This is a genomic window from Pseudomonas sp. Ors-4-3C, from assembly GCF_055755035.1.
Map to the genome: position 1 here is coordinate 2156460 of NZ_CM146900.1, position 24520 is coordinate 2180979.

Sequence of the window (24520 nt, forward strand, 5' to 3'; positions counted from 1 at the left end):
TCTCGGTGATGGCGGTGACGGTCTGATCGGTCTCCGAAGCGTGGCGCAGCAGGATCTGGCTGGTGTTGGCCGACGTACGCTGCAGGTCATCCAGGCTCGAAGCCATGGCACCGGTGGCCTGCGTCACTTCGCCGATCATGTTTTGCAGATAGGCAATGAAGGTGTTGACCGAGTGGCCGATGGCGCCCAGTTCGTCTTCGGCGCGGATGGTGATGCGGCGGGTCAGGTCGGCATCGCCGCTGGACAGCGAGTCGATGTTGGCCTTCAGGGCTTTCATTCGCGAAACCAGTTGGCGGATCGCGTAGACCTGCAACAGCACCAGCAGGATCACCAGCGGAATCTGCAACAGGCTCAGGCTGCTGAGCACGTCGTCGCGCTGGGCGGTAAGCATCTTGGTCGGCAGGGCGGTGGCGAGGAACCACGGTGTGCCCTCGATCGGGCGCATGAAGAAGGTGCTGGCTTCGCCGTTGTTGTCAAACTCGACGCGTTGCGCCTGATCACGGTTTTGCAGGCCAGCCTTGACCTGACTGGCGAAGGTCGAACCGCTGGCCAGTTCGCTGATGTTCTTCAGCACGATCGGGCCGCTGATGCGCGAGCTGTTGCTGATGATCTTGCCGTCGGCCTCGACGATCAGCATTTCGGCGTTCAGGTCTTTTTCCTTGCGCGCCACCAGATCGTTGAAGAAACCCAGCGTCACGTCGATGGTCGACACACCCCATGCCGCGCCGTTTTTCTGGATCGCCATGGCGCAGTTGGTGCGCGGTTCGGCGCTCGCATCATCCTTATAGGCCGCAGCCCAGGCGCACTGGCCGCGCGGGGTCTGCATACCGCCCTTGTACCAGCTCTGGTCGTAGTAGTTGGGGGCGGCGTCGCTGTTCCAGAACGTGTTGACCGCCAATTTGCCCGAGGCGTCGCGGTGCCAGAAGGTGCTGAATTTGTTGCGCCCGGCCTCGCGCTGGCCCGGCAATGGCCAGATCCCGCCACCGAAAACTTTCTGCTCGCCGTATTGATCCACCAGCCCCGGCAGCACCGTATCGATGGCCGCGCTGTCGAGCAGCGGAATGGTCTGGGTAATGCTGCGCTGCTGTGACTGCACTTTGTTCAACTCGCCCTGAATCTGTTCGGCGACTTCGGCGATGCGGTTGAGCACTACCTGTTCTTCAGTCTGGCGCAGCTTGGGCGCGACCAGTTGGCTGATACCGACCACGGTCAGCACCGACAGCAGCAGGATGAACAGAACCAGAAACAACGTGTAGCGAGCCTGAATGGTGCGGAATGCGGGCATGGATACCGGTCCTTGAGCTGCGATTTTTTATTGTGGGTCGAGGGAAAAACGGCGGGATTACACCAGCGTATCGTCGGCGAACGGCGAAGCTTTAGGTACTTTCGTGCAAGAAAGCGATGGGCTGACAGAAGGGCGTATCGACCTCGATACAAATGAATTCACCGGCACGTCAATCGGCGTGAAAAGGGAATCGGCAGGTATCGTCAAACTGCCATGAAGCCGCGCCACAGTGAACCTCTGGCGATTTGTATCGAGAATGTACAGAAATTGTAAGCGACCGCACTAAAAGGGTTGGTGCCATCACTGGGCCGGTAGATACTTCCCGGCATTCGAGTGGTCCAGCAAGGACATTTCATGGTTATTTCACAGGGAGTCTTCTCATGACGATCGGCATTGTCGGCGGCTGGGAGAGCAAGGCAGGGGTGCTGGTTCGCAATACAGGCGCGAAAAAGCAGGTGGCGCAGAGCGTCAAGGTGCAACAGATGCTGACCATGGTCGGCAACGATCCGAACGCGCTGAACACCGCTGAAATGGACAAGCAGGGCCTGCGCAAGAACATCAAGGGCTTTGATCCGGCGAACACCTCGGTCAAGCAACTGGGCAATCTGAGTGCCTTCCTGCGTGGCCGCGGGCTGATTTCGGAGATCACCTCCTTTACGTTGATGAACGCCGGCGACAAGTTCGACCGGTTCGGCGTGACCAAAGACGTCGATGCCAAGTTCAATGCGCTGGAGTATTTCGCCACCCAGCTCGACGCGATCCAGACCAATGGCCTCAATGGCAATGCGTACGGCAAGAACCTGATCCCCGAATACAAAAAGGCGATCTACGTGCTGCAGAACCTGAAAACCTACGGTGAAGGCAACGCGCCGAAGCCTGTGGACCAAGGCGTCAAAGCCAAGGCATAAGCCGATCAAAAACGGCCCACCCATACGCTGGGTGGGCCGTTTTCGTTTCTAGCCCTGAAACCCTTCGCCGGTCTGCCGAATATGATCCTGCAAACGCTGCATGTGCGGGCAGTGCAACGTCAGCGTGGACGGCTGACAGCCGCGATGAAACAGCGCCAGCCAGCCTTCGCTGCGTTCATCGGGGACAATCCCGGTGAAGGCGAAACCTGCAGCCGCGAGTTTTTGCAGTGAGCTGGAAAACCCTTGGGCGAGTCTGAGCCGGATCGAAATCAGCCAGTGCGCCGGCAGTTGCACCACTTGCTTGAGCAAGCTGTCATCGAGCTCTTTGAGCACCATGTCATAACGCCCCAATGCGCGTTCGAAATGCACCCTCGGACCTTTCCACGGCGCGGCTTTATCGCTGGTCCCGAAAGCTGATTCCAGATGCGACATCAATTCCCGGCAATCCTGTGGCCAGGCCAGTGTCGGCAGCGGGCGACGGTAGCCGTCTATGGTGCGGTGGCCGACAACGATCGTCTCACGCCCCGGCCCGCCGAACGGAGAGGGTGCGTAGTCCGGCAACAGTCCAATGCTGTGGAACCCGAGACCGGCGGCCATGCGCTGTGTGTAGGGATGGTGCGTGACCTGTTTGATCGTCACGCCCTGGCAATCAAGCGCCTGTGCATGAATCAATAACTGCTGGCCCAACTGTGTGGCGATGTTTTGCCCGCGAGTGTCCGGGTGCACCACCGTCAGTGCCAGTTCCGCAAGAAAGCTTCTGCCAGACTGGCGAAACAACGTGGCGTGCCCGCAGATTTTCTCGTTCACCACCGCTACCAGCGAGTGCCAGCGGCCGTCGTTGTGGTTCTGGCTGATCATGCAGGGCAGATACACGTGCGGTTGAGGGTAATGATCGCCGTAGACTTCCTCGAACAGGCGACTGACGGCCGGTGCGTCAGCGATGCGGTAGCGTCGCAGGGTTACCGTGTCCATCATTCTCGCCTCGGGCGCGGGTTTTCATAATCGCGCCGGTCGACGACCCGCTGACGCTTGCCGGAACGTGGATGACAAGTCAGTTCATCGCCTGCACAAGCGATGACGTGCAGATCGAGCAACTGATCGTTGTGCAGAGTCCCGATCAGCGGGTATTGGTCGATCAGCGCACGGCGCAGTCTTGAGGTTGTCAGGGAAATGTCAGGCGTTAGCGTACCCGGCACCCAGCGCAGGCTCAGCAGGTCTTTTTTCCCCTGCTGTTCGATGACCAGTTGCCAGTTGTCGCTGGTGCCGACGCTTTGCACCAGATCGCCAATATCACCCGTGTCCAGGCTCAGTACACCCACTCGAACACGCTGGCTGCTCATGCCGCGCCCCATCAGGGCGAATTTGCGCATCGGGGTTCCGCTCGGTTCGCGCCAGCACGCCAGGTCGCCGACGGGGTAGCGGATCACCGGCATCAGGCGACGGGTGAGGTTGGTCACCACCAGCCTGCCGTTGCGGTTGCATTCTTCGATGACCTCACCGCTCACTTCATCGATGATCTCCAGCCGATTGTGCCGCTCCAGCATCCGGTGTTCGCCCAAGGCGCAATCGCGGGCACTGATGCCGATCAGCCCGGCATCGACGCTGGCGTAGCCGATGGAGGCGATACGCGCGTTCGGGAACACCCGATGGAGCAATTGCAGTTGCGCGGCGAACAGGCTTTCTCCACCGTAGAGCAGGGTTTCGACACCCTCCAGCACGAATGACTGACGCTCAAGCCAAGCGGCCAGTTTCAACAGTTGTGCCGGTATGCCAGCCAGCACATTGATCTGGTAGGCAACGATCGAGTCGACCAGTACCGCGCTGTCGACGGCTCCGGTGAAGGGAAACTCGCTGACGGCTGTTTCGACATGGGCCAGGGCGTCGTGGACGAATATGAAACTGGCATACAGATCCCCGACGAAAAACAGGTTGGCAACCCGGTCCCCGGGGTTCAGTTGCGCCGTGAGGTGGCTGCCGAAATCGTGTACCAGGGTTTGCCATTCTGCGCGGGTAAATAGCGACAGTTTGCCCGCGCCAGTGGTGCCTCCGGTCTTGAAGACCAGCGCATCGTTCTGCGGGCCTGTCAGCACCGGCCATTGCTGCGGGTTCTGGCTACCTAGCCAGTATTGCTCAGGGTCAATCTCGGGCAGTTCGCTCAAGGCGCTGATGGGCATTGCGACTGCCTTGAGGTGTTCGCGGTAATACGCGGAATGTCGGCGGACGTAGCCGAGCAAGTCGTTCAATTCAACGGTCGTGTTCATGGTTTTTTCTTATAAAAGTGGCGGGTGGCCGCGTGCAGGTCTCTGCTGTCAGCGGCGCGTATCAATCACTGTCGGCGTTTTGCCGCTGTGCCTGTTTCGGGCGAACTGCTCGATTGCACATTGCTCGATGTCGACCGTCAGCAATCCGCTTTGCATCAGCGTGGTCAGCGTCAGGTAATTCTGCAGTCGTTGCCGCGCCTGTTCCGGTGCCAGCGGGCAGCGCAGGCGCATGCGTTCCAGGCCGTCCGGGCCGTGATCGAGGACCAGTTGAAACGGCGCCTGCAGGTGCTGCGCCAGCGTCGCCAGCGAAATGAAGTCGGTGCCGATGCGCAGCAGCTTGCCGTGGCGTTGCAGCAGTTCGAAGCGCGGCGAAGTCAGGCCGCAAGCGCACGGGCCGGGGAGCCAGCGCCCGCTGTCACCGATGTCATAACGCTGCACGGACTGGCCCTGACGTGCCCGAGTGGTCACCAGCAAACGCCCGGGTTCGCCGTCACTGACCGGCGTGTCTTGATCGAAATCGACGATTTCCAGATGCTGGATCTCGCTCATCAGGTGAAACGCGCCATCTGTCGTGGCTTGGCAGGCATGGCCGATGGGGCCGGCATCGACGCTGCCGTAAATCGCCGAGCGGATCAGGCTCACACCGCAGCTCTGCAGCAATTCGCGGGTTGGCTCACTGAGGTGTTCGCCGCCGAGAAAGACTTTTTCGATGCCGCCATAGCGCCGCAGTGTTTGCTGTTCGTTGAGGAACAGCCGGTGCAGGGTGGCGGGCATGCCGATCAGCACGGTGATCTGCTGTTGCTCGATCATCTGCGCGATCTCCCGGTAATCGTCATCCGCTGGCGCGCTCATTGGCCAGTGCCGGGCTTGCAGTTGCTCCAGCACCTTGGCAAAACTGGAGAAGCCGCCGTACAGCCCGCCGCTGAAGAACAGGTTCATCACGCGGTCCCGTGTCGGGGCCAGGCCGGCTGCCAGCAAACCATCGGCGGCGGCACGCATCTGACGCTGGAAATCGTCGTAACTGAAACCCGAAAGCACAGGGGTGCCACTGCTGCCCCCGGAGCGAAAATACAGCTGCGCCTGCGGGTGCGGCGGTCGATCGATGAACGTGTCCTTGTTCATGATCGGCACGCCGGCCAAGGGCGGTGGCGATGGCTGGCGATCCAGCGTGGCGTGGTGCGCCAGTGAATTCGGCGTCAGGCTGACCGACACTCGGCGGCTCAGACGCTGCAAGGCGTAGACGCCGTCATGGGGTTCGCCGTCGTAGCCATCGTGGATGGCGGCGATCGGCACGATGCGGCTAACACCGGCGGCGATCAGTGTCCGCGAAAGCTCGGCGATCTGCGTCTCCGGGCACAGCAGGGCACAGCTTTGCAGCACGTTGCGCCACGGCAGCAACGTCGCGGTCAGCAGCTCGCGGGGCAGGGGCTTGAGCAACAGGCTGCGAAACAGCGCCGACGGTTCGAGCTGGCGGTCATGGCTCCAGATCACGCGCCACCCCGGTGTGCTCCAGACCCGACCGGTGTGCCCGGCAAAACTCTGGGCCAGCCGCGCCATCGCCGTGCAGGTGGTGATTTGCGAAGCCTCTTCAAGCGTCGGTGTGAGGGCCGGCCACTGTTTGGCGCGACGCTCGAACGCGACGGCCAGTTGTGCACCGATGTCGCTCAACACCGCTGCATCGTCACCGTCCACCAGCAACCATTGCGGGCTGGAGCAGGCTTGCTGATCGAGGCGGCAGACCTCATCGACGATGGCATCGAGTACGGCGGGCGAGACCGCGTCCGGGGTCAGATAGGCGAAGCTGATGCGGTGCCCCCAGTCGATCCAGCGACAACCTGGCGGCACCTGTTGGCGAATGGCTTGCAGCGCGGTTTCGCCACCCCAGGCCGCGACGCCGTTGGCGTGCTTGCACAGTTGGCCGATTTGTCCGGTACTCGTCGGCAGGACTGCCACGTGACCGTTGAATTGCCCGCTCGGGTCGCAGTCGAGAAACGCCTGGAGCAAGCGTGCGGTAAAGCCGCCGTCGCTGCTGCTGGGGCGCAGCCAGTTGACGTTACCGCTCAGCAGACTCTCGATCACCGCACAAAACGCCAGCAGCGGCGCATTGGCGGGCGTGATGTGCACCACCAGGCCCAATGGACTCCAGCGTTCGAAACGCGACTGGCGATAGTCGATGCGGCGCAGAGAGTCGGGTTGCAGGCCGAGCTCGCGATCAAGCTTGGTTTGCAGCGTGGCGGGCTGGCAGAAATCGATCAGGGCCTGGCGTTGTCCGGCATCAAGCGGCAGTTCAGGTTCTTCACGTTGCAGACGTTTGGCAAATGCCTCGGCAGTTGCGAGCAGCGTGCTGATTTCAAGGGGTGTCTGCAGCCGATCGGGCAGCTCCAGGTGAAGTTGCTGCAAGGCGCTTTCGAGGTTGCAGTCGGTGTGCAGCTTTCCGTTGATCAAGTACATGTCAGTGCCTCCCCAGCAGTTCGGAAGCAGCCATGGCGCAGCTTCTGGCGGCTGCGGTGCCGGCGCGGCCATGCAGTTGGAACCAGTCGCTCGCCAGACCGCAACCGCAGCTTGTTCCAGGATGCAGCGTCGCCAGGTCGCTCATGACCACCGCGTGGGCCGGGCTTGAGGAAATGTAGGGTGAGACCAGACTCAGCAGGCCGGATTGCCCATAGGGCAGAACTGAAAAGTCCACGGGGTTGCGCACGTAAACTTTCGCGTAGACCGGGACGTGAAAGCGATGATGGGCACATTCGATGTAAGGCACCGCGTGTTCGACGGCGCCATAGCCGTCGCGACAGTCCCGGGTATTGATGCCCAGCTGTTGCTGGATGCGCGCGTACAACGCTTGCTTGGGGACTTCTTCGGCGGCACGGGTTTTCCAGCCACCGCCGAAAAATGCCAGGGAACCTGCCGGCAATTGCACATCCGCCACATCCGTGGCGCGCATGCGTTGCAGGGTCTCCCAGAGAAACGCCGGGAAGCCGAAAATACGCACCGGCAGGCCTTCTTCGGCAAATGCCTGCAGGGCCGCGATCACACCGAACAGATCGAACTGGTGACCGTCGCCGTTACGACGCAAGGCGTAAACCACCCGATTGGCGGGAGCAAAACCGCACAGGAACTGATCGGTAAAGGACGTGCCCAGGGTGTTGGTCTGTTCTGGCTCGTAGCTGAGCAGCAAGTAGTTGCACGGTGCGTGCGGTGTTATCCAGCCGTACTGCGCGAATATCCGCTCGACCATGAACTGCGCTGCGCCGAGGCTGCGGGCGTCATAGCGCATGCGACTTTTCTGCCCGCTGGTGCCGGAAGAGGTCAGTTCCAGAGCGTCCGCGCCAGTCGGGCTGAGCAGCCTGTGTTGCTTGAAGAAATTGGCGAAAATCGGTGGCAGTTGCGACCAGTCGTCCAGCGTGTCGAGATCATCGACATCGATTGAGTGGGCGCTCAGCCAATGGCCGTAGCCAGGCGTATGGCGAGCGTGGAACCGGGTGATTTCGCTCATGGCCTGACTGAACAGGCCCGTGGGTACGGAGTCCGGGCAATAGGGCTTCGGCAATGCGCAGAGCGCGTCGCCATGGGGGAATCGAGTCATCGAATATCCTTATTGATGTGCGTTGGGCGCCGCGGGTGTCGCAGGGTTGTGGCGCAGAAGACGGTAGAGCAGGGGCAGGCACAGCAGACCGCCGAGGGCTGCCCAGAGGCAGAAGGATTGCAGGTTGTCGCCGCCGCCAACGATGGCAATGAGCGAACCGCCGATGCCCATCACGGCAATCGACAGCATGCCGATCATGGCCGAGACCAGACCTTTGCCATCGGGGCTGGAGAACAGCGCCAGCCGGTACAGTGCGGCGTTACTCATGCCCAGCCCCAGCGCATACAAGGCCAGACCGGCGACGGTCAGTGCCAGGGAAGTCGGACTCAGGGCCGCGCCGATCAGCATCAGCAGTCCGAGACAGAATGGCCACAGTGCCAGACCAATCACCCGAACCAGTGTGTGCCCGGCGAGCAATCGATCCAGCAGCAGATTGCCGACGATCACCGCCGAGAACACCGGGATCTGCCACACGCCGTATTCCAGCGCAGACAGCTCGAGACGCTGCATGAGCAACACCGGCGCCAGACCGATCCAGGCTATCAATGGCAGGCTCATCAGGCCCAACGCCAGACTGCTGCCGACGAATCGGCGATTGCGCAGCAGCGCGAAGTAACCCCGGCGGATTTGCCTGAGCGAGAACGGCGCAGGGGCCTGTTGTTGGCCGTCGCGGCGCGTGACGCCGATCGTTTCCGGCATCCAGGCCAAGAGACCGAGCCAGACAACGGCACTGGCCGCTCCCAGACCGAGAAACATCTGCCGCCAGCTCAGCCATTCCAGCAGCAGGCTGCCGAGCAACGGACCAAGCAGCGGCGACAGCAGCGCCACATTGCCCAGCAGTGCCATGAGCCGCACCGCATCGGCTTCGCAGAATACTTCCTGCAGCGCCGGGTAGCTGACAGCGACGACGAATCCCAGGCCCATGCCTTGTATCAGACGCAGCACATTGAACGCTTCAATGCGCTGCGTCATGACCGCGGCGCTGCACGCCAGGCCAAACAGCGCACAGCCGAGCAATAGCGAGCGACGTCTGCCGTAACGATCAGAGAGCGGGCCGATCAGCCATTGCAGGCACACGCCGCCGATCAGATACAGATTGAACGCATTGGGTACGTGACGGGCATCGGCGTTGAACTCCTCAGTGACCGTCAACATGGCCGGCATGATCATGTCGCTGGCCATGTAGGTGAGCAGTTCAAAAGCGGTAATGGCCAGGCAGAATCCAACTGTCTGCACGGGCGCCATTACGATCAAGGTTCTCTGCATAAACATCCCTGTTTCAGTGAGCGAGAAAGTTTGCAGAGACTAGAGGCAGAGTCGTCGCAGCATCCAATGCTTTGCTGCGACATGAAATTTCAAATACTTACAGCGTATTTAAGTGAGTCAATACGCGTATTGAACAGCCGTGACTGGCCGGTCGGCGTGCCAATAAAAATGCCCGCTGGCGGGCGGGCATGGTTTGCTCTGAAAAGACTTTTACCGCTTCTCTTCCGGTGCTTTCAGACACACCGAGATGCGAACAATCCTGTTCTATCGATGGTAATAACCGGGACCTTCCTGGTAGCGATGGTGGTCGTCATGCCAGCCTCCGTGAGGGAAGAAGAAGCAGCCACTCAAGGTCAGGATGGCAAGGAGGGGAATCAGCCAGGTGATTCGACGGAACATTTCAAAATCCTCATGGTTACGCCGTCATGAAGCCAAAACTCTTCATCGGCTGTAACATGAGACCGCGTTCGCCCCGGCCCATCCCCGCAACACGGTATGTGCATGGCATGCAACCGGATACAAACCGGATACATTTGAAAGTTTCAGGAACCCGCAATGACTCAGAAGCAACGTTTGAAATACTCGATCCTGATCGCCCTGTCGGTGCTGGCGATCATGCTCGGCCTGTCCTGGCTACAGAACGCCGGGATGATCAGTCAGAAGATGTTCCAGTACATCGCCATCGGTGTGGCGGTGGTCGTGGTGGTGATCAACGCGGTGATGCGCCGCAAGGTCAAACCCTGACGGCGATCGCGGGACGCTTCAATCGTGATTGAGCACGGCAGCAGCCTGTGGATGCAGGCTGTAACTCTTGTCCGGGTTGAAGGTGACCACGCCTTCGGCACACAGACGCTTCAACACTTCGCGCACGCTGAGGAAGGACAACGGAATATCCAGGTCCAGCAACTGGCTGTGCACGCCGCGCACACCAAGGCGCCGTTCGCTTTGCGCGGCGACCAGCAAGGCGTCGATGACTTTCAGGCGAATCAGGCTGGTGCGCAGACCGAAGCTTTTGAGCAGCAGGCGAATGCGCTCATTGCCTTGTCGCTCGGGGCTGGGTGCGAAACTGCTCGCGCGGGGACTCATGGAAGCTCCTTGTGACGCCTGGCTACCGTCCGTTGGTAGTTGCGAGTTGTACATGGGATTACTCCTTTCAGAGCCTGGTCAGGAAACGTTTTGGCTGCTCTAGTAAACAAGACGTTTCAGCACGACAAATCATGAAAGAAAATATGTAGAAATTTTGTCGCTTATTCGTTGTTTTCCCGTCATCGCCGGCCGGTCGCTTGGGCAAACAGGCTAAATATTTTTTTACCGTATTCGTTTCCTGAACAGCCATCTTGCGCCCGGGCGCAGGAATCAACTTCAGACCGGGTCTGACGCTCGCGCAACGCAGGCGTCGATTCGTGTCCCATCGATCAGGAGCGAGTGTGATTATTTCCAGGCAGTTAACCGGGCTGGCCCTCGCCGGCGCGTTTCTCGGACTCAGTCTGTCGGCCCATGCGTTAAGTCCCGCCACACAAACCCATGCTGATATTCGCCGCACCTCATTTGGCGTGCCGCACATTCGCGCGGAAAACGAGCGCGGACTCGGGTTCGGCATCGGTTACGCCTATGCGCAGGACAACCTGTGCCTGCTGGCCAACGAGATTGTCACGGTCAATGGCCAGCGCTCGCGCTATTTCGGGCCGGATCAGTTCACCGTCGAACAACGCGAAGATCGCGTCAGCGACCTGTTCTTCACCTGGCTCAACACCCCCGCAGCGGTGAAGGCCTTCTGGGACGCGCAGCCTGCTCAGGTGCGCGATCTGGTGGAAGGTTATGCCGCAGGCTACAACCGCTATCTGGCCGAGCGCCGCCAGCAAGGCCTGCCGCAGCAGTGCCAGGGGGAGTGGGTGCGTGATATCGCCGCCGAGGATCTGGTGAAGCTCACCCGCCGCTTGCTGGTTGAAGGCGGGGTCGGGCAGTTCGCCGAAGCACTGGCCGGTGCGACGCCGCCGCAAGCCACGGCACAGGTCGGTAGCCATGCGCAGGCTTATCAGTTGGCGGACGCGCGCATGCAGCGCTTCGCCCTGGATCGCGGCAGCAACGCCGTGGCGGTCGGCAGCGAGCGTTCGTTCAACGGGCGTGGCATGCTCCTGGCCAACCCGCATTTTCCGTGGGTCGGCGGCATGCGCTTTTACCAGATGCACCTGACCATCCCCGGCAAACTCGACGTGATGGGCGCCGCCTTGCCGGGGCTGCCGGTGATCAACATCGGTTTCAACCAGCATTTGGCCTGGACCCACACGGTGGATTCGTCGAAGCACTTCACCCTGTATCGCCTGCAACTCGATCCCAAAGATCCGACGCGCTACCTGCTCGATGGCAAATCGCTGCCGCTGAGCAAGCAGACGGTGACCGTGCAGATCAAACAGGCGGACGGGCAGGTGGTGCCGGTTTCGCGCGATGTCTACAGCTCGCAGTTCGGCCCGATCGTGCAATGGCCGGGCAAGCTCGACTGGGACCATCAGTACGCTTACAGCCTGCGCGACGCCAACCTGGAAAATGATCGCGTGCTGACGCAGTGGTACGCGATGAACCAGGCCTCGAGCCTCAAGGATCTGCAGGATTCGGTGCACAAGATCCAGGGCATCCCGTGGGTCAACACCCTGGCCGTGGATGACAAGGGGCAGACGCTGTACATGAACCTGTCGGTGGTGCCGAATGTCAGCGCCGACAAACTGGCCAAGTGCAGCGACCCGCGCATCGGATTGCAGATGATCGTGCTGGATGGCGCCAACAGCGCCTGCGCGTGGGATATCGATTCGCAAGCCGCGCAGAAGGGCATTTATGCCGCCAGCCAGTTACCGCAACTGTTGCGCAAGGACTTCGTCCAGCATTCCAACGATTCCGCGTGGCTGGCGAACCCGGCACAACCACTGACCGGGTTCTCGCCGCTGATCAGCCAGGACGGTCAGCCGCTTGGGCTGCGTTCGCGGTTCGCACTGGAGCGCCTGAGCACGCTGGGTAAAAAAGGTCCGGTGGCGGTGAAGGATCTGCAACAGATGGTGATGGATGACAACGTCTATTTGGCGACTCAAGTGCTGCCCGATCTGCTGAAATTCTGCGCTGCGGATCTTGGTGCGGACGCGGCTTCGTTGAAGCCGGTTTGCGTCAGCCTCAAAGGCTGGGATGGCCGGGCGAATCTGGATTCGGGTATCGGCCTGGTCCATTTCCAGAACATCATGCAAACCCTGCAAAAGTCGCCGGATGTCTGGCGCGTGGCGTTCGATCCGAAAGACCCGCAACACACCCCGCGCGGGTTGGCGATCGAGCAACCGGCGGTGAGCAAGGCATTGCGTGAAGCAATGCAGGCGTCGCTGCAAACCACCACGAAAATGGGCCTGAAAGCGGACGCCCGCTGGGGCGACATTCAGGTGGTGAGCAGCGGCGGTCAGCAAACCGCGATTCACGGCGGACCTGGAACGCTGGGGATCTACAACGCGATTCAGAGCGTGCCGCGCGAAGACGGCAAACTCGAAGTGGTCAGCGGCACCAGCTACCTGCAAGTGGTGACCTTCGACGACAAAGGCCCGCACGCTCAGGGGCTGCTGGCGTTCTCGCTGTCCAGTGACCCAGAGTCGAAGTACTCCCGGGACCAGACCGAGGCCTTCTCGAAGAAACAGTGGAGCGTGCTGCCGTTTACCGAGCAGCAGATCACGGCTGATCCGCAGTATCAGGTGCAGACCGTGCGTGATGCTGCCGGCAAGAGTGCCGAGGTGGTTGCGCAGTAAGTCATCCTGAACGAAAAAGCCGCTGTTTCCAGGGATGGGGCAGCGGCTTTTTTGTGAAGGACATCACTGCCATTCGTCGAAAATCTGATAGCACCTGTCAGATCTGACAGGTGCGCAGTCCGCAAAAAAGCGTTCTGATGAGGCGGATCTTCCTTCAACAGGAGCTTCGTCCATGGCCACATCTCATTCCTCCGGCAAGACCGCTGGTCAATTCGAACCACTGAGAATCAAGGGGCAGACCAAGCCAGTCATCGGAGCGGAAATTGGTGTGCCGCTGGCCGCACTTGAACGTGTAGCCGATGGAGAGGTCGCTTATGTCGAGGTAGATCCGCCGCCAGGAGGCGATCCCTGGGAGGTGAACGACATCGTTCTCCTGTGGCTCGAGGGCGAAGCCGAAGTCCTCGACCGCGAGCCTGTACGCGATCCCGATAAGATGCTGACCCTGCGCATTCCCGAGGAGCGTTTACATCCGGACAAGGTCAACGGTTTGTCTTGTGAGGTCATTCGTGGCAGCGACAGCATCGGTACATCCGAACCGCTGGCGGCTCTTTACAACCGAATCCGCCCCGGTGGGAAGGAACTGTCGACCGTGCCCGGTGGCCACTCCGAGCTGCAGTTGTTGCTGCCCGACTCGATAAAGAATGGGGTCGGCCCCGACTTTGCCAGTGCCGAGATCTGCGTCGCCTACCCGTATTGCCGGGCCTACGATCGCATCAGACTGAAGTGTAACGACGAAGTCCTCGAGGTCGATGTTGGCCCGTATCAAGCGCCTCAACCGCCGAATCCCGGTTCTGAAGTGCCGATCACGTTCTGTTTCACAGTGGAACGCATCTACCTCGACCACGCGAGGCAAGAGGATCACAAGCTGAATTTTTCCTTCACTGTTACTGACCAGCTCGGCAACGGTCCGGATACTGAAGCACCATGCTCGCCGGTCGTGACTGTGGAGGAGGATCTGGATGGTTTGCGTCTACCGATGGCGATCCTGCTGGAAAGAATGGAAGACCTGCCCGAGGATGACGCCAGCATCATCGAGTTGGTGAAACTGGCGGGCCAACCGCTGCTGCTGATCATCGTAACCACGGACACGCGCTTCGTCGTGGGCTACGGCGTTGTAGCGACCTACACCGCGAAATTGCCCGGCCAGCCGGACGTTGTCGTGGACGTCCGCGGCACAGTGGAGGTCGACGAGTCCGAAGAAAAGCTACTTTGCATTCTCGAAGTACCCAACGCCAAGGTGATTGCCGACAGCAGCGTGACGGTGACCTATGAGTTGCGTAAGCCTGATGGCGAACTGGTCGGTGTGTCCAGACCGGCCTCAGCGCAAGTGATCGGAGGAACAACGGATAAATTGCTGCCACCGTTTCTGGTGCCGGCGGTCGAGCCGATCGACCCATTGGCGTCCCCGGACGGGGTGACCGCGCGCATTCAATTCCTTGAGGCGCTGGACGGGGACCGGGCACGACTCGTGCTCAAGGACCTGCCACCTGGTTGGCCGGTATTTCCATTGGTGGCGTTCAATAGCAATAAACGGGTCAACAACGTGCTGACCCCGGTACTGCTCGCGGCGCTGCAAGGCAAGACCTTCGACCTGCTGTGGAACCTCAACCGCAACAACAGTCAGATCGGCAAGTCACCGGCGGCGACCTTCAGTGTGTTGAAAATTGTCGATGAAGATCCTCGTTTGTCCATGCCTGTTGTTGAGCAATACACCGCCAGAGAACTGGACGTGAGCAAACTGCAGGATACCGACCGACTGCTGGTGAGCGCGTGGCTGTTGCAAGTCAAAGACCAGCCGGTGTGGCTGGAATATGTGGGCAGGGACAAGGACGACAAGGAGGTCATTCATCGAGATCGCGCCGGTGAGCCAAATGATTCCGCAGACGGTTTCAGCCGTGTGCTGCCGCTGGCCTGGCTGAAGACGTTGAAGGATGGCAGTTCGTTGCGGATCGTGTTCAAGGTGAATCTGGACGGGGTGGCGAACAGTGTGACAGCGACGGCTTTTCCGGTGCGGGTTTATACGGTTAAAACGGTTGGGAACGAAAAGCCGGTTATCAGTGATGTGGAAGCTGGAGGGGTTTCCATTCCACCTGGGGGAAGTACGGCGGCCGTACGCGTCAAAGTAATCGGTACAGGGGCTGCGCTGAAACAGGTGCAGATTCTGGATGGCGGGAGCGTGATAGCCACGGCTGATGTTTCTGACGCGGGAGTCTGGAGTGAATTCGTGACCCTGGCACTGGGCGAGCATTCTTTGACTGCGAAGGCGTTGTATGGGGAGGGGGAGGTTTCGGAGCCGCCTCGGGAGTTTAAAGTCGTGTCTATCCCGGAGGGAATTATCAATGTTGGCAATAATTTGGGTGGGGTTGCCATTAGCCCGGATGGTACGCGTGCCTATGTAAGTCATATTGCTGGCGACGCAGTTATAGTTATCGATCTCGTCCAGCAGACTGTTATCAAGCGTATTGGTGTAGGGAATACGCCAATGCAAGGGATTGCTGTCAGCCCCGACGGTAGCCGCGTCTATGTTTGCAATGGGGATAGCCATAACATGTCAGTCATCGACACGGCAACGCTCACTGTCATTCAGACTGTGCCCGTTGGGGAGAGGCCATATCATATGGCGCTCAGTCAAGATGGTAGGCTTGCATGCATAAAGAATAGTTCTGCGCCAGGTCTACTTGCTGTAGTTGATGTTGATATTCTGCGCATAGTTAAATCAATTCCAGTATCGATTACATATATGGATGTTGCTGTTAGTCCAGACAAGACACGTGCCTTTTTGACTGACTATCACAATTCCATGTTGAAAGTCATTGATCTAGTAGATTCAAAAGAAATAGGTAATATTTCAACGTGCGAGTATCCCAAATCACTCGCAATAACCGCAGATGGCTTATATATTTATGTTGGCTCCAACGATACGACGGTCACCGTTATTGATGCGAAGAAAATGGTACAAATCAAACAGATTCGCACAGGTGGCGGAGGTGGTGGTGGACGGGAAACGGTTGTAAGTCCTGATGGGAAACGCGTCTATGTAATTGGCACTGCAACGATTTACGTAATTGATGTAGAAAGTCAAACTTTGATTGGCAGCATTCGACTCAAGGCGCGCGGAGACGGCATGGCCGTTACTCCAGATAGCTCCCGTATTGTGGTGGCTCACCATACTGGGGGAGTTGAAATCATTGCAGTCGGTTAGAGGGGCTGCTGTGTGTAATTGGATTTAGTGCGTGGTGTGGTTAAGTCGCGTTTTACTAACTATCTTTAAAAGAAGTAATGAAAAAAATAACTGTATATGGCAACACATACAGTTTTCTTCTCCAACAAGCCAACTCAGGTCTTCGGCGGGTTTCGTGGCATCGAGTTGATCACCGGATCACCCTCAGTGTTGCGCGTCAGGTACACCGGCAGCACTTTGGGCAGGGTGTTGACGAGGCCGCTCAGTTCTTTGATGTTGTAGACGCCGCCGACGCGGATCGCGCCGGTGTTGGCGTCAGCCAGTTTCAGCGGTTTGTTCAGGTAGCGATTGATCAGCGGCAAGGCGTCGTTCAGTGCCAGGTTGTCGAGGACCAGTTTGCCGCTGCGCCAGGCCAGTGAACTGTCATTGTCGTAGGTCTGGCTGATCTGTGGCGTGTAGTCGCCATGCCGGTACTGCGCCTGCATCGACGGGCCGAGGCGCAGGCCGTCGCCGGGCAATGCCGTGTTACTGGTGACCAGTACCGAGCCTTCAATCAGGTTGACCCGCACCTGATCTTCATAGAGCCAGACATTGAAGCGGGTACCGGTCACGCGGATCTTGCCTTCGGCGGCTCGGACCACGAACGGGTGGCTGAGATCGTGGCTGACTTCGAAAAACGCTTCGCCCTTTTTCAGCGTGACCCGGCGCTCATCCTTGTAGTTGCTGAAGGTCAGTTCGGTGTTGAGGTTGAGCTCGACCTGACTGCCGTCCTTCAGGGTCACCTGACGAACATTGTCGCTGGCTTCGAAGTGCTGATAGCTGTTGGGCAGCCAGCCGAGGTTCCAACCGCTGTAGGCGGCCAGCGGTAATGCGAGGGCGCAGACGCTGGCGGCGATGGCATGGCGACGCCAGGCCGGGACCGGTTTGTTCAGCGGCACACTCGGGGGCGGCTGCGGACGCGGCAAGTGTTCGGCAACGTCCCAGATTTCCAGCATGGCTTCATATTCGAACGCATGCAGCGGATGAGCATCGCGCCATTGCTCGAAAGCCAGACGCTCCTCGGCGGAGCAGTCGGCAGCGTGCAGACGCATGCACCAGTGCGCGGCGGCATCGGTGATCGCATCGTATTCGGCTTCCGAGAGGGATTCTTGGGTCATTGACTCGTCCTGATTTGCTGCATTCTAACCTTGCGGGCAACGCGCCGAGAACATCCATCATGGCAATTGCCCATCAAAGTGGAACTTATTTTTCCGTCAGACGCCCAAAAACAGGACATCCGACGAACATCATCCACAAATGGAGTGAAAAAATGATCAAAAAAACCTTTGCCGCTGTTGTTGCCACTGCTGCCTTGTTCAGTGCCGGTGCCGCGATGGCCGATCGTCCCGGTGCGGGCTGGGTCACCATCGAAAAGGCGATCGAGATCGTGAAGACCAAGGCCGGTTACGTCGAAGTCTATGAGATCGAAGCAGACAACGATGGCTACTGGAAAGGTGAGGGCCGCAAGGCGGATGGCTCTGTTTATGAATTCCGTATCGATGGCGCGTCGGGCAACGTACTGCGCGATCAGAAAGACTGATTTCCACGGTCAATAAACCATGCGCAGGCTGCTCAGGCCTGCGCATTTTTCATTTTCAGGGCACGCTGCCGGGGTTGGCGACCGGGTCGAGTTGCCGTCCTATCTCGCAAATCAGAAAGGCGATCGAATCGGCGTTGCGCAAGATCGTGTCGATGCGCGGGTGCGGGTTCGCCGGGTCGAGGAATGCCGTTCGTGCCTCCTCTATGGTGGGGCTGCGCGTGACCTTGAGAATTTCCTTGCCGACATGCGCAAGGCCCGGGATTTCATCCAGGCTGAGCCACTCCTGAAATTCGTCACTCCAGCGCGAGAACAGCTCTTCGCGCGGCGTGCCCAGTGACAAGGCCTCGCGCTGGAATCGGGTCTGGTTGTGCTTCATGGCCGCGCCGTAGCCGGTCACCGTGGAAATCAGGTCAACGAACGGGCGCCGGGCCTCGAGGCTGGCGATGTCCACGGCCTTGTTGGCCTGATGGGCCAGTTCATGGATCAACGTCGAAGCCCGTGCATGCCCTTCGACATTGAACGGCTCAGTCAGGCCGACCTTGTACCAGTCCAGATCCTGATGGAAAAACTTCTCGGTGAAATGCACCTGCTTGCGCGAGTCGTCATCCAGCACAAAAGCAATCAGGCCGGTATTGCGATAGCGGTTTGAGCCGACGACAAAACGATCACCGTCCAGCAGATCCTCGGTGGGGTCCACCAACGCCTTGCAGACCGGCACGATGGCCTGTTTGAGCTTGTCGAGAATGGCGGTATCGATCTGTTGCGCATCGAAGAACGACTTGAGGAACGTATCCAGGCGAGTGCCGCTGCCCTGGTGCCTTTGCTGCGCCAGATTGTGCAGGCAGTTGAACGCGTAGAACCGTGCCAGATCGACGGCCTCGGTGAGCATGCGTGCCTTGTCCGGGTGGCGGGCGCGGATCTGTTCCATGCCCTGAGCCTCGATGTTCAGCCAGATCCGGCGTTCGCGATCGTTGGCGTAGCGGTTGTACATTTTCGACATGGCCTTGCCCAGATGCACCGTATGTCGATCCGGGTCCAGCACCAGTTTGCCTGACGTGGTGTGTTGCAGCACCGGGCCTGGCTGTTCCGCGCCCTTGATTTGCCAGACCGCGCCCGGCTTCTCCACGGGATAGACTTTTCCGGCCACAGGCGCATAGGTCTGCCGCGTCGCAAGATCGGTATAGGTGCCGTTCGCCGCCACCGGCGTCAGGTCCTTGAGCGCAACGTCCGTTGCCTCGAAGGGTTGCAGCGAAGTGCGTAGCGGGTCAGTGGTGTGGATGTGTTGCAGATCCGGCGCACTGAGCACGCTGGGCTGTGGAGCCGACGGCGTCAGCGCCCGGGCCTCGAGGGTCGACTCCAGTGACAGGCGTCCGAGGGAAACCATCTGCACTGTGCCAGCGATGAACGCCTCGAGTGCAAGCTTCCAGTGGTGATCCTGCAACGCCTCGGCCGAGGTCATGAAGTCCTTGAAGCTTTGCCAGAGAAACTGCACATAAGCCAGTTTGCCCGGGAGCAGGCCCCAGATCAGTTTGATCCCCTTGCTGAACAGGTTTTTCGCCGCCTCCCAGTCCTCCTGCGCCGAAGGCTGGGCGTGGCTGGCGAGCAATTTGGGCAGCAACGCGAGATTGTCGCTGAACAGCTGCCGCAGCAGGTTGCCCTGAATCGGATTCGACGCCAGGGTCATTTCACTGGTCTGGCCGACACTGCTGCTGAATAACGCCTTGAAGATCGACTGCTGAGCCTGCGGCAAACGCCGTAACAACAGGTCTTGGAGGGCGCCCGGAATGTTCAGTGCGGCGATCAGCGCGGCTTCGTTCTCGAACTCGCTGAAGGCCTGTTCACCGTGATACGGCGTATAGAGCACCAACGGTCCGACATGGCCGGCGCCCGGGCCGATCAGGTACATGTCCAGGGCTTTGACCGCCGCCGCGCCGCCGGTTTTGATCAGCTCCAGCGGGCGGATCAGCGCATGGGCACCTTGCACCGTGGCGCGGGCGATGGCGTCCGGCATGTCGAGCACTTGGGCGATCAGCCCGTAGGCGGCAGCAGACAGACGCTGCTGCAGTTTCAACTGATGGGCATGTTGCAGCAGTTGCCACGGTACTTGGCGCAGAAAACGCTGTTGGCGCTGTTCGGCCTCGGTGTCGGTGGTGGACAGGGCGGTCGTGATCTTGCTGGCGAATGTCGTGGGAATGTCCAGGGACAGCAATAGGCTCCTGACTGCCTGACGGTCGAGGCCAGTCGGCAGCACAGCGGTGGTGTTCGAGGCCACGGTAAACGCGATGTGCTGGGCGATGTGGCTGTAGTTCAAGGCGAAATCGGTGAGGCTCATGTTTGGGCCGGCCAGGGTCAGGGCCGGGATGATCCGCACTTGCTCGGGATCGAGGTTGTGCGCCTGGAACCGGGCGCCCAACAGGGTGGTGAGGGTCTGCTGAATGTGCCCGCGCACGGTCGGCAAGGCATGCAGGTAATCCTTGTCATCGCTGACGCTGGCGCGCCATTGTTCCAGCAGCTCCAGGTGCAACTGCTGCTCCTCAAGCGAGGCCATGCCCAGCCAGCCGGGCAGGGAGTGCCGCTCGCCGAGCGCCCGGGCCAACGCACTGGCCCGCTCCAGATTGGTGTTGATCGGGATCTCGGCCAGGGATTTCAGCGCCTGCTCCTGCTTGAGCGCGGACAACTTCAGTTGACGGAGCCGATCACAGCGCTCGAGAAACTGCTTGATCGCCGTTTGCACGCGATCCTGCAGGACATTGCCGGTAATCAGGTGCAAAGGACCGAGGCGATAGTCCTGATGCAAACCCTCATGCAGCGGCGAGAGGTTTTCCAGCAGTACCTGGCGTTTTTCCGGATTGCGCAAGCGCCGGTCCAGGGCCTTGCGGGCACTGTCGACGGAGCTGAAGGCTTCCAGGCCCATCGCCGGCGTCCACAGCACCGCACATCCCGAGTGTTGCTCATCGAGGCCGCCGCGTTCCGTCAGCAGAACGCAGCTGGCCAATGGCAGCGCCTCTGTCTGGCCACTGCCGAACAAAGTCAGCGACCAGGCATCGGGGCGGAAACCATTGAGTCCGCGGCGCTGGGCGCGATCCGCCAGAGCGGGGTCGAATACGGTGTCGAGGATGGCCTGGACCTGGCGACTCAGGCTGCCGTCGAGTACGCGCAAGCGTGCCTCACCACAAACACCGACGAACAGCGTGTGCGCAAACTGCTGCATGAGCTGTTGCAGATAGCGGCGTTGCAGGACTTGCGAGCCAATTGGCTGCGCGGCGAAACGGCTGCTGATTGACGGCAGGATACTGGCGAATTTCCTGACTTCGGCTGCAGCAGCGTCGGCCAGCAGCATTGACGGTAACTGGCTGCCGCCGAGCACTGGTCGGGTGCTCCAGCGCCCACGGGTATCGAGGGCCAGCAAGCGATCATGGATCATCGAGCGGATGTCCAGCGCCTTGTCGAACAGCGCGGGAATGTTCACCGTATCGTCGCTGTGGCGGAACACCTGCAAGGCATATTCGATGTTCTGTCGCTGCTTGGTGATGATGCCCTCGAACAGCACGCTGAAGATGTCGCCGGCGATCATTTCGCCGGACACATGGGGCTTGTCGAAGCCGAGGAAACGCTGGCGCTCCTCCAGGTTCAGCAAGCCATAGAGCTCGTCTTCGTGCCCGGTACTGGCGAATTTGGCGAGCAAGGTGTCCTTGAGATCGCCGTAGTCCTTGAGGATCTGCAAGCCATGGGAAGGGGTGTAAAGGCAGGCATCGGTTTGGCTGATCATGAGCGAGCCGGCCAGTTCGACGAAGTTGGCCTGGTATTCCCACAGACGCACCGTTTCCAGGCTGGCACGCCGCCCGGGGTGCTCTTTCGCTTCGATCCAGGTCAGCAGGCTGTCGAATTTTTCGGCCTCGATGATCCCGGCTTCGCGTTTGAGCAGAATGTCGGCCAGGGCCTGTTGCCGGATCGTTTGACTGAACAGGCTGCGGCGCGGCATGCCGTCTGCGCAAGCGTCATTCCAGTATTGCTCAAGGTGTTGATAGAGCAGCACCAGCAGTTTGCCGGAGACGGTTTTGACCGCCTGTTCCCAATGCGTCTGATCGCTGGCCAGCGCAGGTCGGCGCGGGTTGGAAAACCTGTGCGTCTGGCCCTGCGCCCAGCCGGGGTGACGATAGTGCCGGAGCACCGCGTTGGCCAGTGACAAGGTGTCGAGCCGGTGTCCCTGATCACCGGGAGCGGTGCCGGCGTAGAAGCTGACCTGCGTTTGTGCTTGATCCGCGCCGGGCATCCGGGGGCTCAGTTGCTGGTCGAGAAGCGTTTCAAGCAAGGTTCCCAAGCCAGGCAGATTGAGCAGTTCATGGAGCAAGGACTGGGCGTTGAGCTGCTGACAGTGCTCGATGGCGCTCCGTTGCTCGTCGAATATGTCGCCCTCGATGAGCTGGTAATTCACGCTGATACGGCCTTTCTCCAGCAGGCGCTTGCGCTGTGACACGGCCAGAAATGCCAGCAATCGATCCGCTTCGTCGGCCTGATTGACTCGCTCTTCGAGGTGTTCGGTCACGGCGCGGAAGGTGTCGAATTTCTTCAGGCCGTCAAACGGCGTGTACAACATGAAGCCGCGATCCTCCGGCGTGGGGCTGAGAATGAAACTGCCGGCCAGGGTTACGCTGGGCGGGTCTTCGCTGTCGAGCAGGATGCGGTGAGCCAGCATCGGCGGGGTTTGCTGGTTGCGTAACAGATGGGTCGAGAGTTGCGCGTGCGTCAGCCACCGGAAATCCTGCGACGACAGCCCATGGGCAGTGCCCAGCGCAGGCCACAGTCCAGGTGAATCCAAAAAAGAGCAGAACAGCAGCGGGGGAGCAGGTACGGGCATCATCGCGTCTCGATCAGGGCACCCTTGGGGGCACCGGTGAATTGAGACGCCAGCCTAAAAGCCGAACGGGTGACTAAGGTGGTACATAGTTACCGCACAGGCGACATGCAAATGTGCTGGCTGCGTCGCGCTGCACCGCAATGGTTGACAGCACCCGTACCGGACGTGGTTAATCGGTGAGCAAGCTGTTCGTACGCTGTTGTTCCCTCCAATAATTAGTCTGGAGCTTCAGATGTCTGCGCCACACGAATCCGTGTCTTCTCCTGCGTCCACGCTCTCGCTCGAAGCGCTGACGCATCTGCTTGAAAAGATTTTTCTGCGCCATGGAACGTCGGCGTCCGTCGCCCGCACCCTGGCTGCCAACTGCGCCAGTGCCGAACGCGACGGTGCGCACAGTCATGGCGTGTTCCGCATTCCCGGCTATGTCTCGACGCTCAACAGCGGTTGGGTCAATGGTCAGGCGGTGCCGCAAGTCGAGGACGTTGCCCCCGGTTTTGTGCGGGTCGATGCCGGCAACGGTTTCGCCCAGCCAGCGCTGGCCGCCGCTCGGCCGCTGCTGGTGGAAAAGGCGCGCAATGCCGGGATCGCGGTGTTGGCGATTCGTAATTCCCACCACTTTGCGGCGCTGTGGCCGGATGTCGAGCCTTTCGCGGATGAGGGGCTGGTGGCGCTCAGCGTGGTCAACAGCATGACCTGCGTGGTGCCGCATGGCGCCGACCGGCCGCTGTTCGGCACCAATCCGATTGCCTTCGCTGCGCCCCGGGCCGGTGGCGCGCCGATTGTTTTCGATCTGGCGACCAGCGCTATCGCTCATGGCGACGTACAGATTGCGGCGCGCAAGGGTGAACGGTTGCCTGCCGGGATGGGCGTGGACAGTCTCGGTCAGGCGACCCAGGATCCGAAAGCGATTCTTGAGGGGGGCGCACTATTGCCGTTTGGCGGCCACAAAGGTTCGGCGCTGTCGATGATGGTCGAGTTGCTGGCGGCTGCGTTGACGGGCGGCAATTTTTCCTTCGAGTTCGACTGGTCGAACCATCCCGGCGCCAAGACCCCGTGGACTGGGCAGCTGCTGATCGTCATCGATCCGAGCAAATCCGCCGGACAGAGTTTTGCCGAGCGCAGTCAGGAGCTGGTGCGGCAGATGCATGGGGTAGGGTTGAAGCGCTTGCCGGGTGATCGTCGGCATTTGCAGCGCGCACGGTCGCTGGCGGAAGGGATTGTGCTGGATGAGCAGACGCTGGGGCAGTTGCGGGAGTTGGCCGGGGAATAATTGTCAGATAACCAATGTGGCGAGGGAGCTTGCTCCCGCCGGATTGCGAAGCTGCCCCCTTTGTCTACTTGAGAATAGGGGGACTGCTGCGCAGTCCAGCGGGAGCAAGCTCCCTCGCCACAGGTTTACTGCCTGATCCCACAGAATGGGATCAGGCAAATGTCACTTAACGACGACCGAGCAACAAGCCTACGACCAGGCCAAAACCGGCGGAAATCGCCACGGTTTGCCACGGATGGCCGCCAATGTAGCTTTCAGTGGCTTCGACCGCCGGTTTGGTGCGCTCACGCACGCTCGACACGGAATCCAGTGCCTGTTGCAGCTTCAGGGCGATTTGGCCGCGCAGGGTTTCGGCTTCCTCGCCGACCAGGGAGGCGCTGCTCTTGAGCAGTTTGTCGGACTCTTCGATCAGCGCCTGAAGTTCGCTGAATGCCTGATCCTTGATTTGGTCTTCGGCAGCTTGCACGCGGGATTTGCGGGCCATTGGGTGACTCCTTGCAGATGGATGAACAGTGATTAATGGAGTGTGGCGCTGACTGAAAAGTTGCACTGATTT

General features: G+C 60.0%; 15 protein-coding genes and 1 pseudogene. 6 read left to right on the forward strand and 10 right to left on the reverse strand.

The window, feature by feature from the left end; genetic code table 11:
* Positions 1-154: 154 nt before the first annotated feature.
* Positions 155-1285 (reverse strand): annotated as a pseudogene (locus tag ACVHNU_RS09540) (HAMP domain-containing protein); the annotation flags it as partial.
* Between the two features lie 380 nt (positions 1286-1665).
* Here ACVHNU_RS09540 and ACVHNU_RS09545 point away from each other — a divergent pair.
* Positions 1666-2193: a hypothetical protein gene (locus ACVHNU_RS09545; protein ID WP_003224565.1), complete on the forward strand. Its 528-nt coding sequence runs from the start codon at positions 1666-1668 to the stop codon at positions 2191-2193.
* A 48-nt stretch (positions 2194-2241) separates the two neighbouring features.
* On the opposite strand, the gene ACVHNU_RS09550 is transcribed toward ACVHNU_RS09545, so the two are convergent.
* From ACVHNU_RS09550 to ACVHNU_RS09570, 5 genes are read right to left on the reverse strand one after another with little or no spacing between them, the layout of a single operon-like run.
* The gene (locus tag ACVHNU_RS09550; protein ID WP_473019556.1) at positions 2242-3165 is read right to left on the reverse strand and encodes a GNAT family N-acetyltransferase; all 924 of its coding nucleotides are present in this window, start codon (positions 3163-3165) and stop codon (positions 2242-2244) included.
* A complete protein-coding gene (locus tag ACVHNU_RS09555; protein ID WP_473019557.1) occupies positions 3165-4454 on the reverse strand; it encodes a phenylacetate--CoA ligase family protein in 1290 nt (429 codons plus the stop codon). The genes ACVHNU_RS09550 and ACVHNU_RS09555 overlap by 1 nt, the downstream gene beginning before the upstream one ends.
* A gap of 48 nt (positions 4455-4502) precedes the next feature.
* On the reverse strand, positions 4503-6905 hold the full coding sequence (locus ACVHNU_RS09560; RefSeq protein ID WP_473019558.1) for an aldehyde dehydrogenase family protein: 2403 nt from the start codon (positions 6903-6905) through the stop codon (positions 4503-4505).
* 1 nt (position 6906) lies between these two features.
* On the reverse strand, positions 6907-8037 hold the full coding sequence (locus tag ACVHNU_RS09565; RefSeq protein ID WP_473019559.1) for a LuxE/PaaK family acyltransferase: 1131 nt from the start codon (positions 8035-8037) through the stop codon (positions 6907-6909).
* Between the two features lie 9 nt (positions 8038-8046).
* Positions 8047-9303 carry an MFS transporter gene (locus ACVHNU_RS09570; protein WP_473019560.1) on the reverse strand — a complete coding sequence of 419 codons (1257 nt, stop codon included), beginning with the start codon at positions 9301-9303 and terminating at the stop codon, positions 8047-8049.
* Positions 9304-9858: 555 nt separating this feature from the next.
* Here ACVHNU_RS09570 and ACVHNU_RS09575 point away from each other — a divergent pair.
* Entirely contained in the window at positions 9859-10047 is a 189-nt protein-coding gene (locus tag ACVHNU_RS09575) for a hypothetical protein (RefSeq protein ID WP_003224577.1), read from the forward strand.
* A gap of 18 nt (positions 10048-10065) precedes the next feature.
* On the opposite strand, the gene ACVHNU_RS09580 is transcribed toward ACVHNU_RS09575, so the two are convergent.
* The gene (locus tag ACVHNU_RS09580) at positions 10066-10443 is read right to left on the reverse strand and encodes a fe2+ zn2+ uptake regulation protein (RefSeq protein WP_045122427.1); all 378 of its coding nucleotides are present in this window, start codon (positions 10441-10443) and stop codon (positions 10066-10068) included.
* Positions 10444-10730: 287 nt separating this feature from the next.
* Here ACVHNU_RS09580 and pvdQ point away from each other — a divergent pair, with 287 nt between their 5' ends.
* Both pvdQ and ACVHNU_RS09590 read left to right on the forward strand, forming a co-directional pair.
* Positions 10731-13076: a bifunctional acylase PvdQ gene (pvdQ, locus tag ACVHNU_RS09585; protein WP_473019561.1), complete on the forward strand. Its 2346-nt coding sequence runs from the start codon at positions 10731-10733 to the stop codon at positions 13074-13076.
* 172 nt (positions 13077-13248) lie between these two features.
* On the forward strand, positions 13249-16278 hold the full coding sequence (locus tag ACVHNU_RS09590) for a cytochrome D1 domain-containing protein (RefSeq protein WP_473019562.1): 3030 nt from the start codon (positions 13249-13251) through the stop codon (positions 16276-16278).
* A gap of 134 nt (positions 16279-16412) precedes the next feature.
* Here ACVHNU_RS09590 and ACVHNU_RS09595 read toward each other — a convergent pair whose 3' ends face one another.
* Positions 16413-17414, reverse strand: a complete 1002-nt coding sequence (locus ACVHNU_RS09595) for a FecR family protein (RefSeq protein ID WP_473019563.1) — start codon at positions 17412-17414, stop codon at positions 16413-16415.
* 152 nt (positions 17415-17566) lie between these two features.
* Here ACVHNU_RS09595 and ACVHNU_RS09600 point away from each other — a divergent pair, with 152 nt between their 5' ends.
* The gene (locus ACVHNU_RS09600; RefSeq protein ID WP_103483325.1) at positions 17567-17836 is read left to right on the forward strand and encodes a PepSY domain-containing protein; all 270 of its coding nucleotides are present in this window, start codon (positions 17567-17569) and stop codon (positions 17834-17836) included.
* 55 nt (positions 17837-17891) lie between these two features.
* On the opposite strand, the gene ACVHNU_RS09605 is transcribed toward ACVHNU_RS09600, so the two are convergent.
* Complete coding sequence (locus tag ACVHNU_RS09605) at positions 17892-22697, reverse strand: hypothetical protein (protein WP_473019564.1); 4806 nt, start codon at positions 22695-22697, stop codon at positions 17892-17894.
* A 229-nt stretch (positions 22698-22926) separates the two neighbouring features.
* Here ACVHNU_RS09605 and ACVHNU_RS09610 point away from each other — a divergent pair, with 229 nt between their 5' ends.
* Complete coding sequence (locus ACVHNU_RS09610; RefSeq protein ID WP_262141369.1) at positions 22927-23964, forward strand: Ldh family oxidoreductase; 1038 nt, start codon at positions 22927-22929, stop codon at positions 23962-23964.
* Positions 23965-24130: 166 nt separating this feature from the next.
* Here ACVHNU_RS09610 and ACVHNU_RS09615 read toward each other — a convergent pair whose 3' ends face one another.
* Complete coding sequence (locus ACVHNU_RS09615; RefSeq protein ID WP_003224594.1) at positions 24131-24448, reverse strand: ElaB/YgaM/YqjD family protein; 318 nt, start codon at positions 24446-24448, stop codon at positions 24131-24133.
* Between the last annotated feature and the right edge of the window lie 72 nt (positions 24449-24520).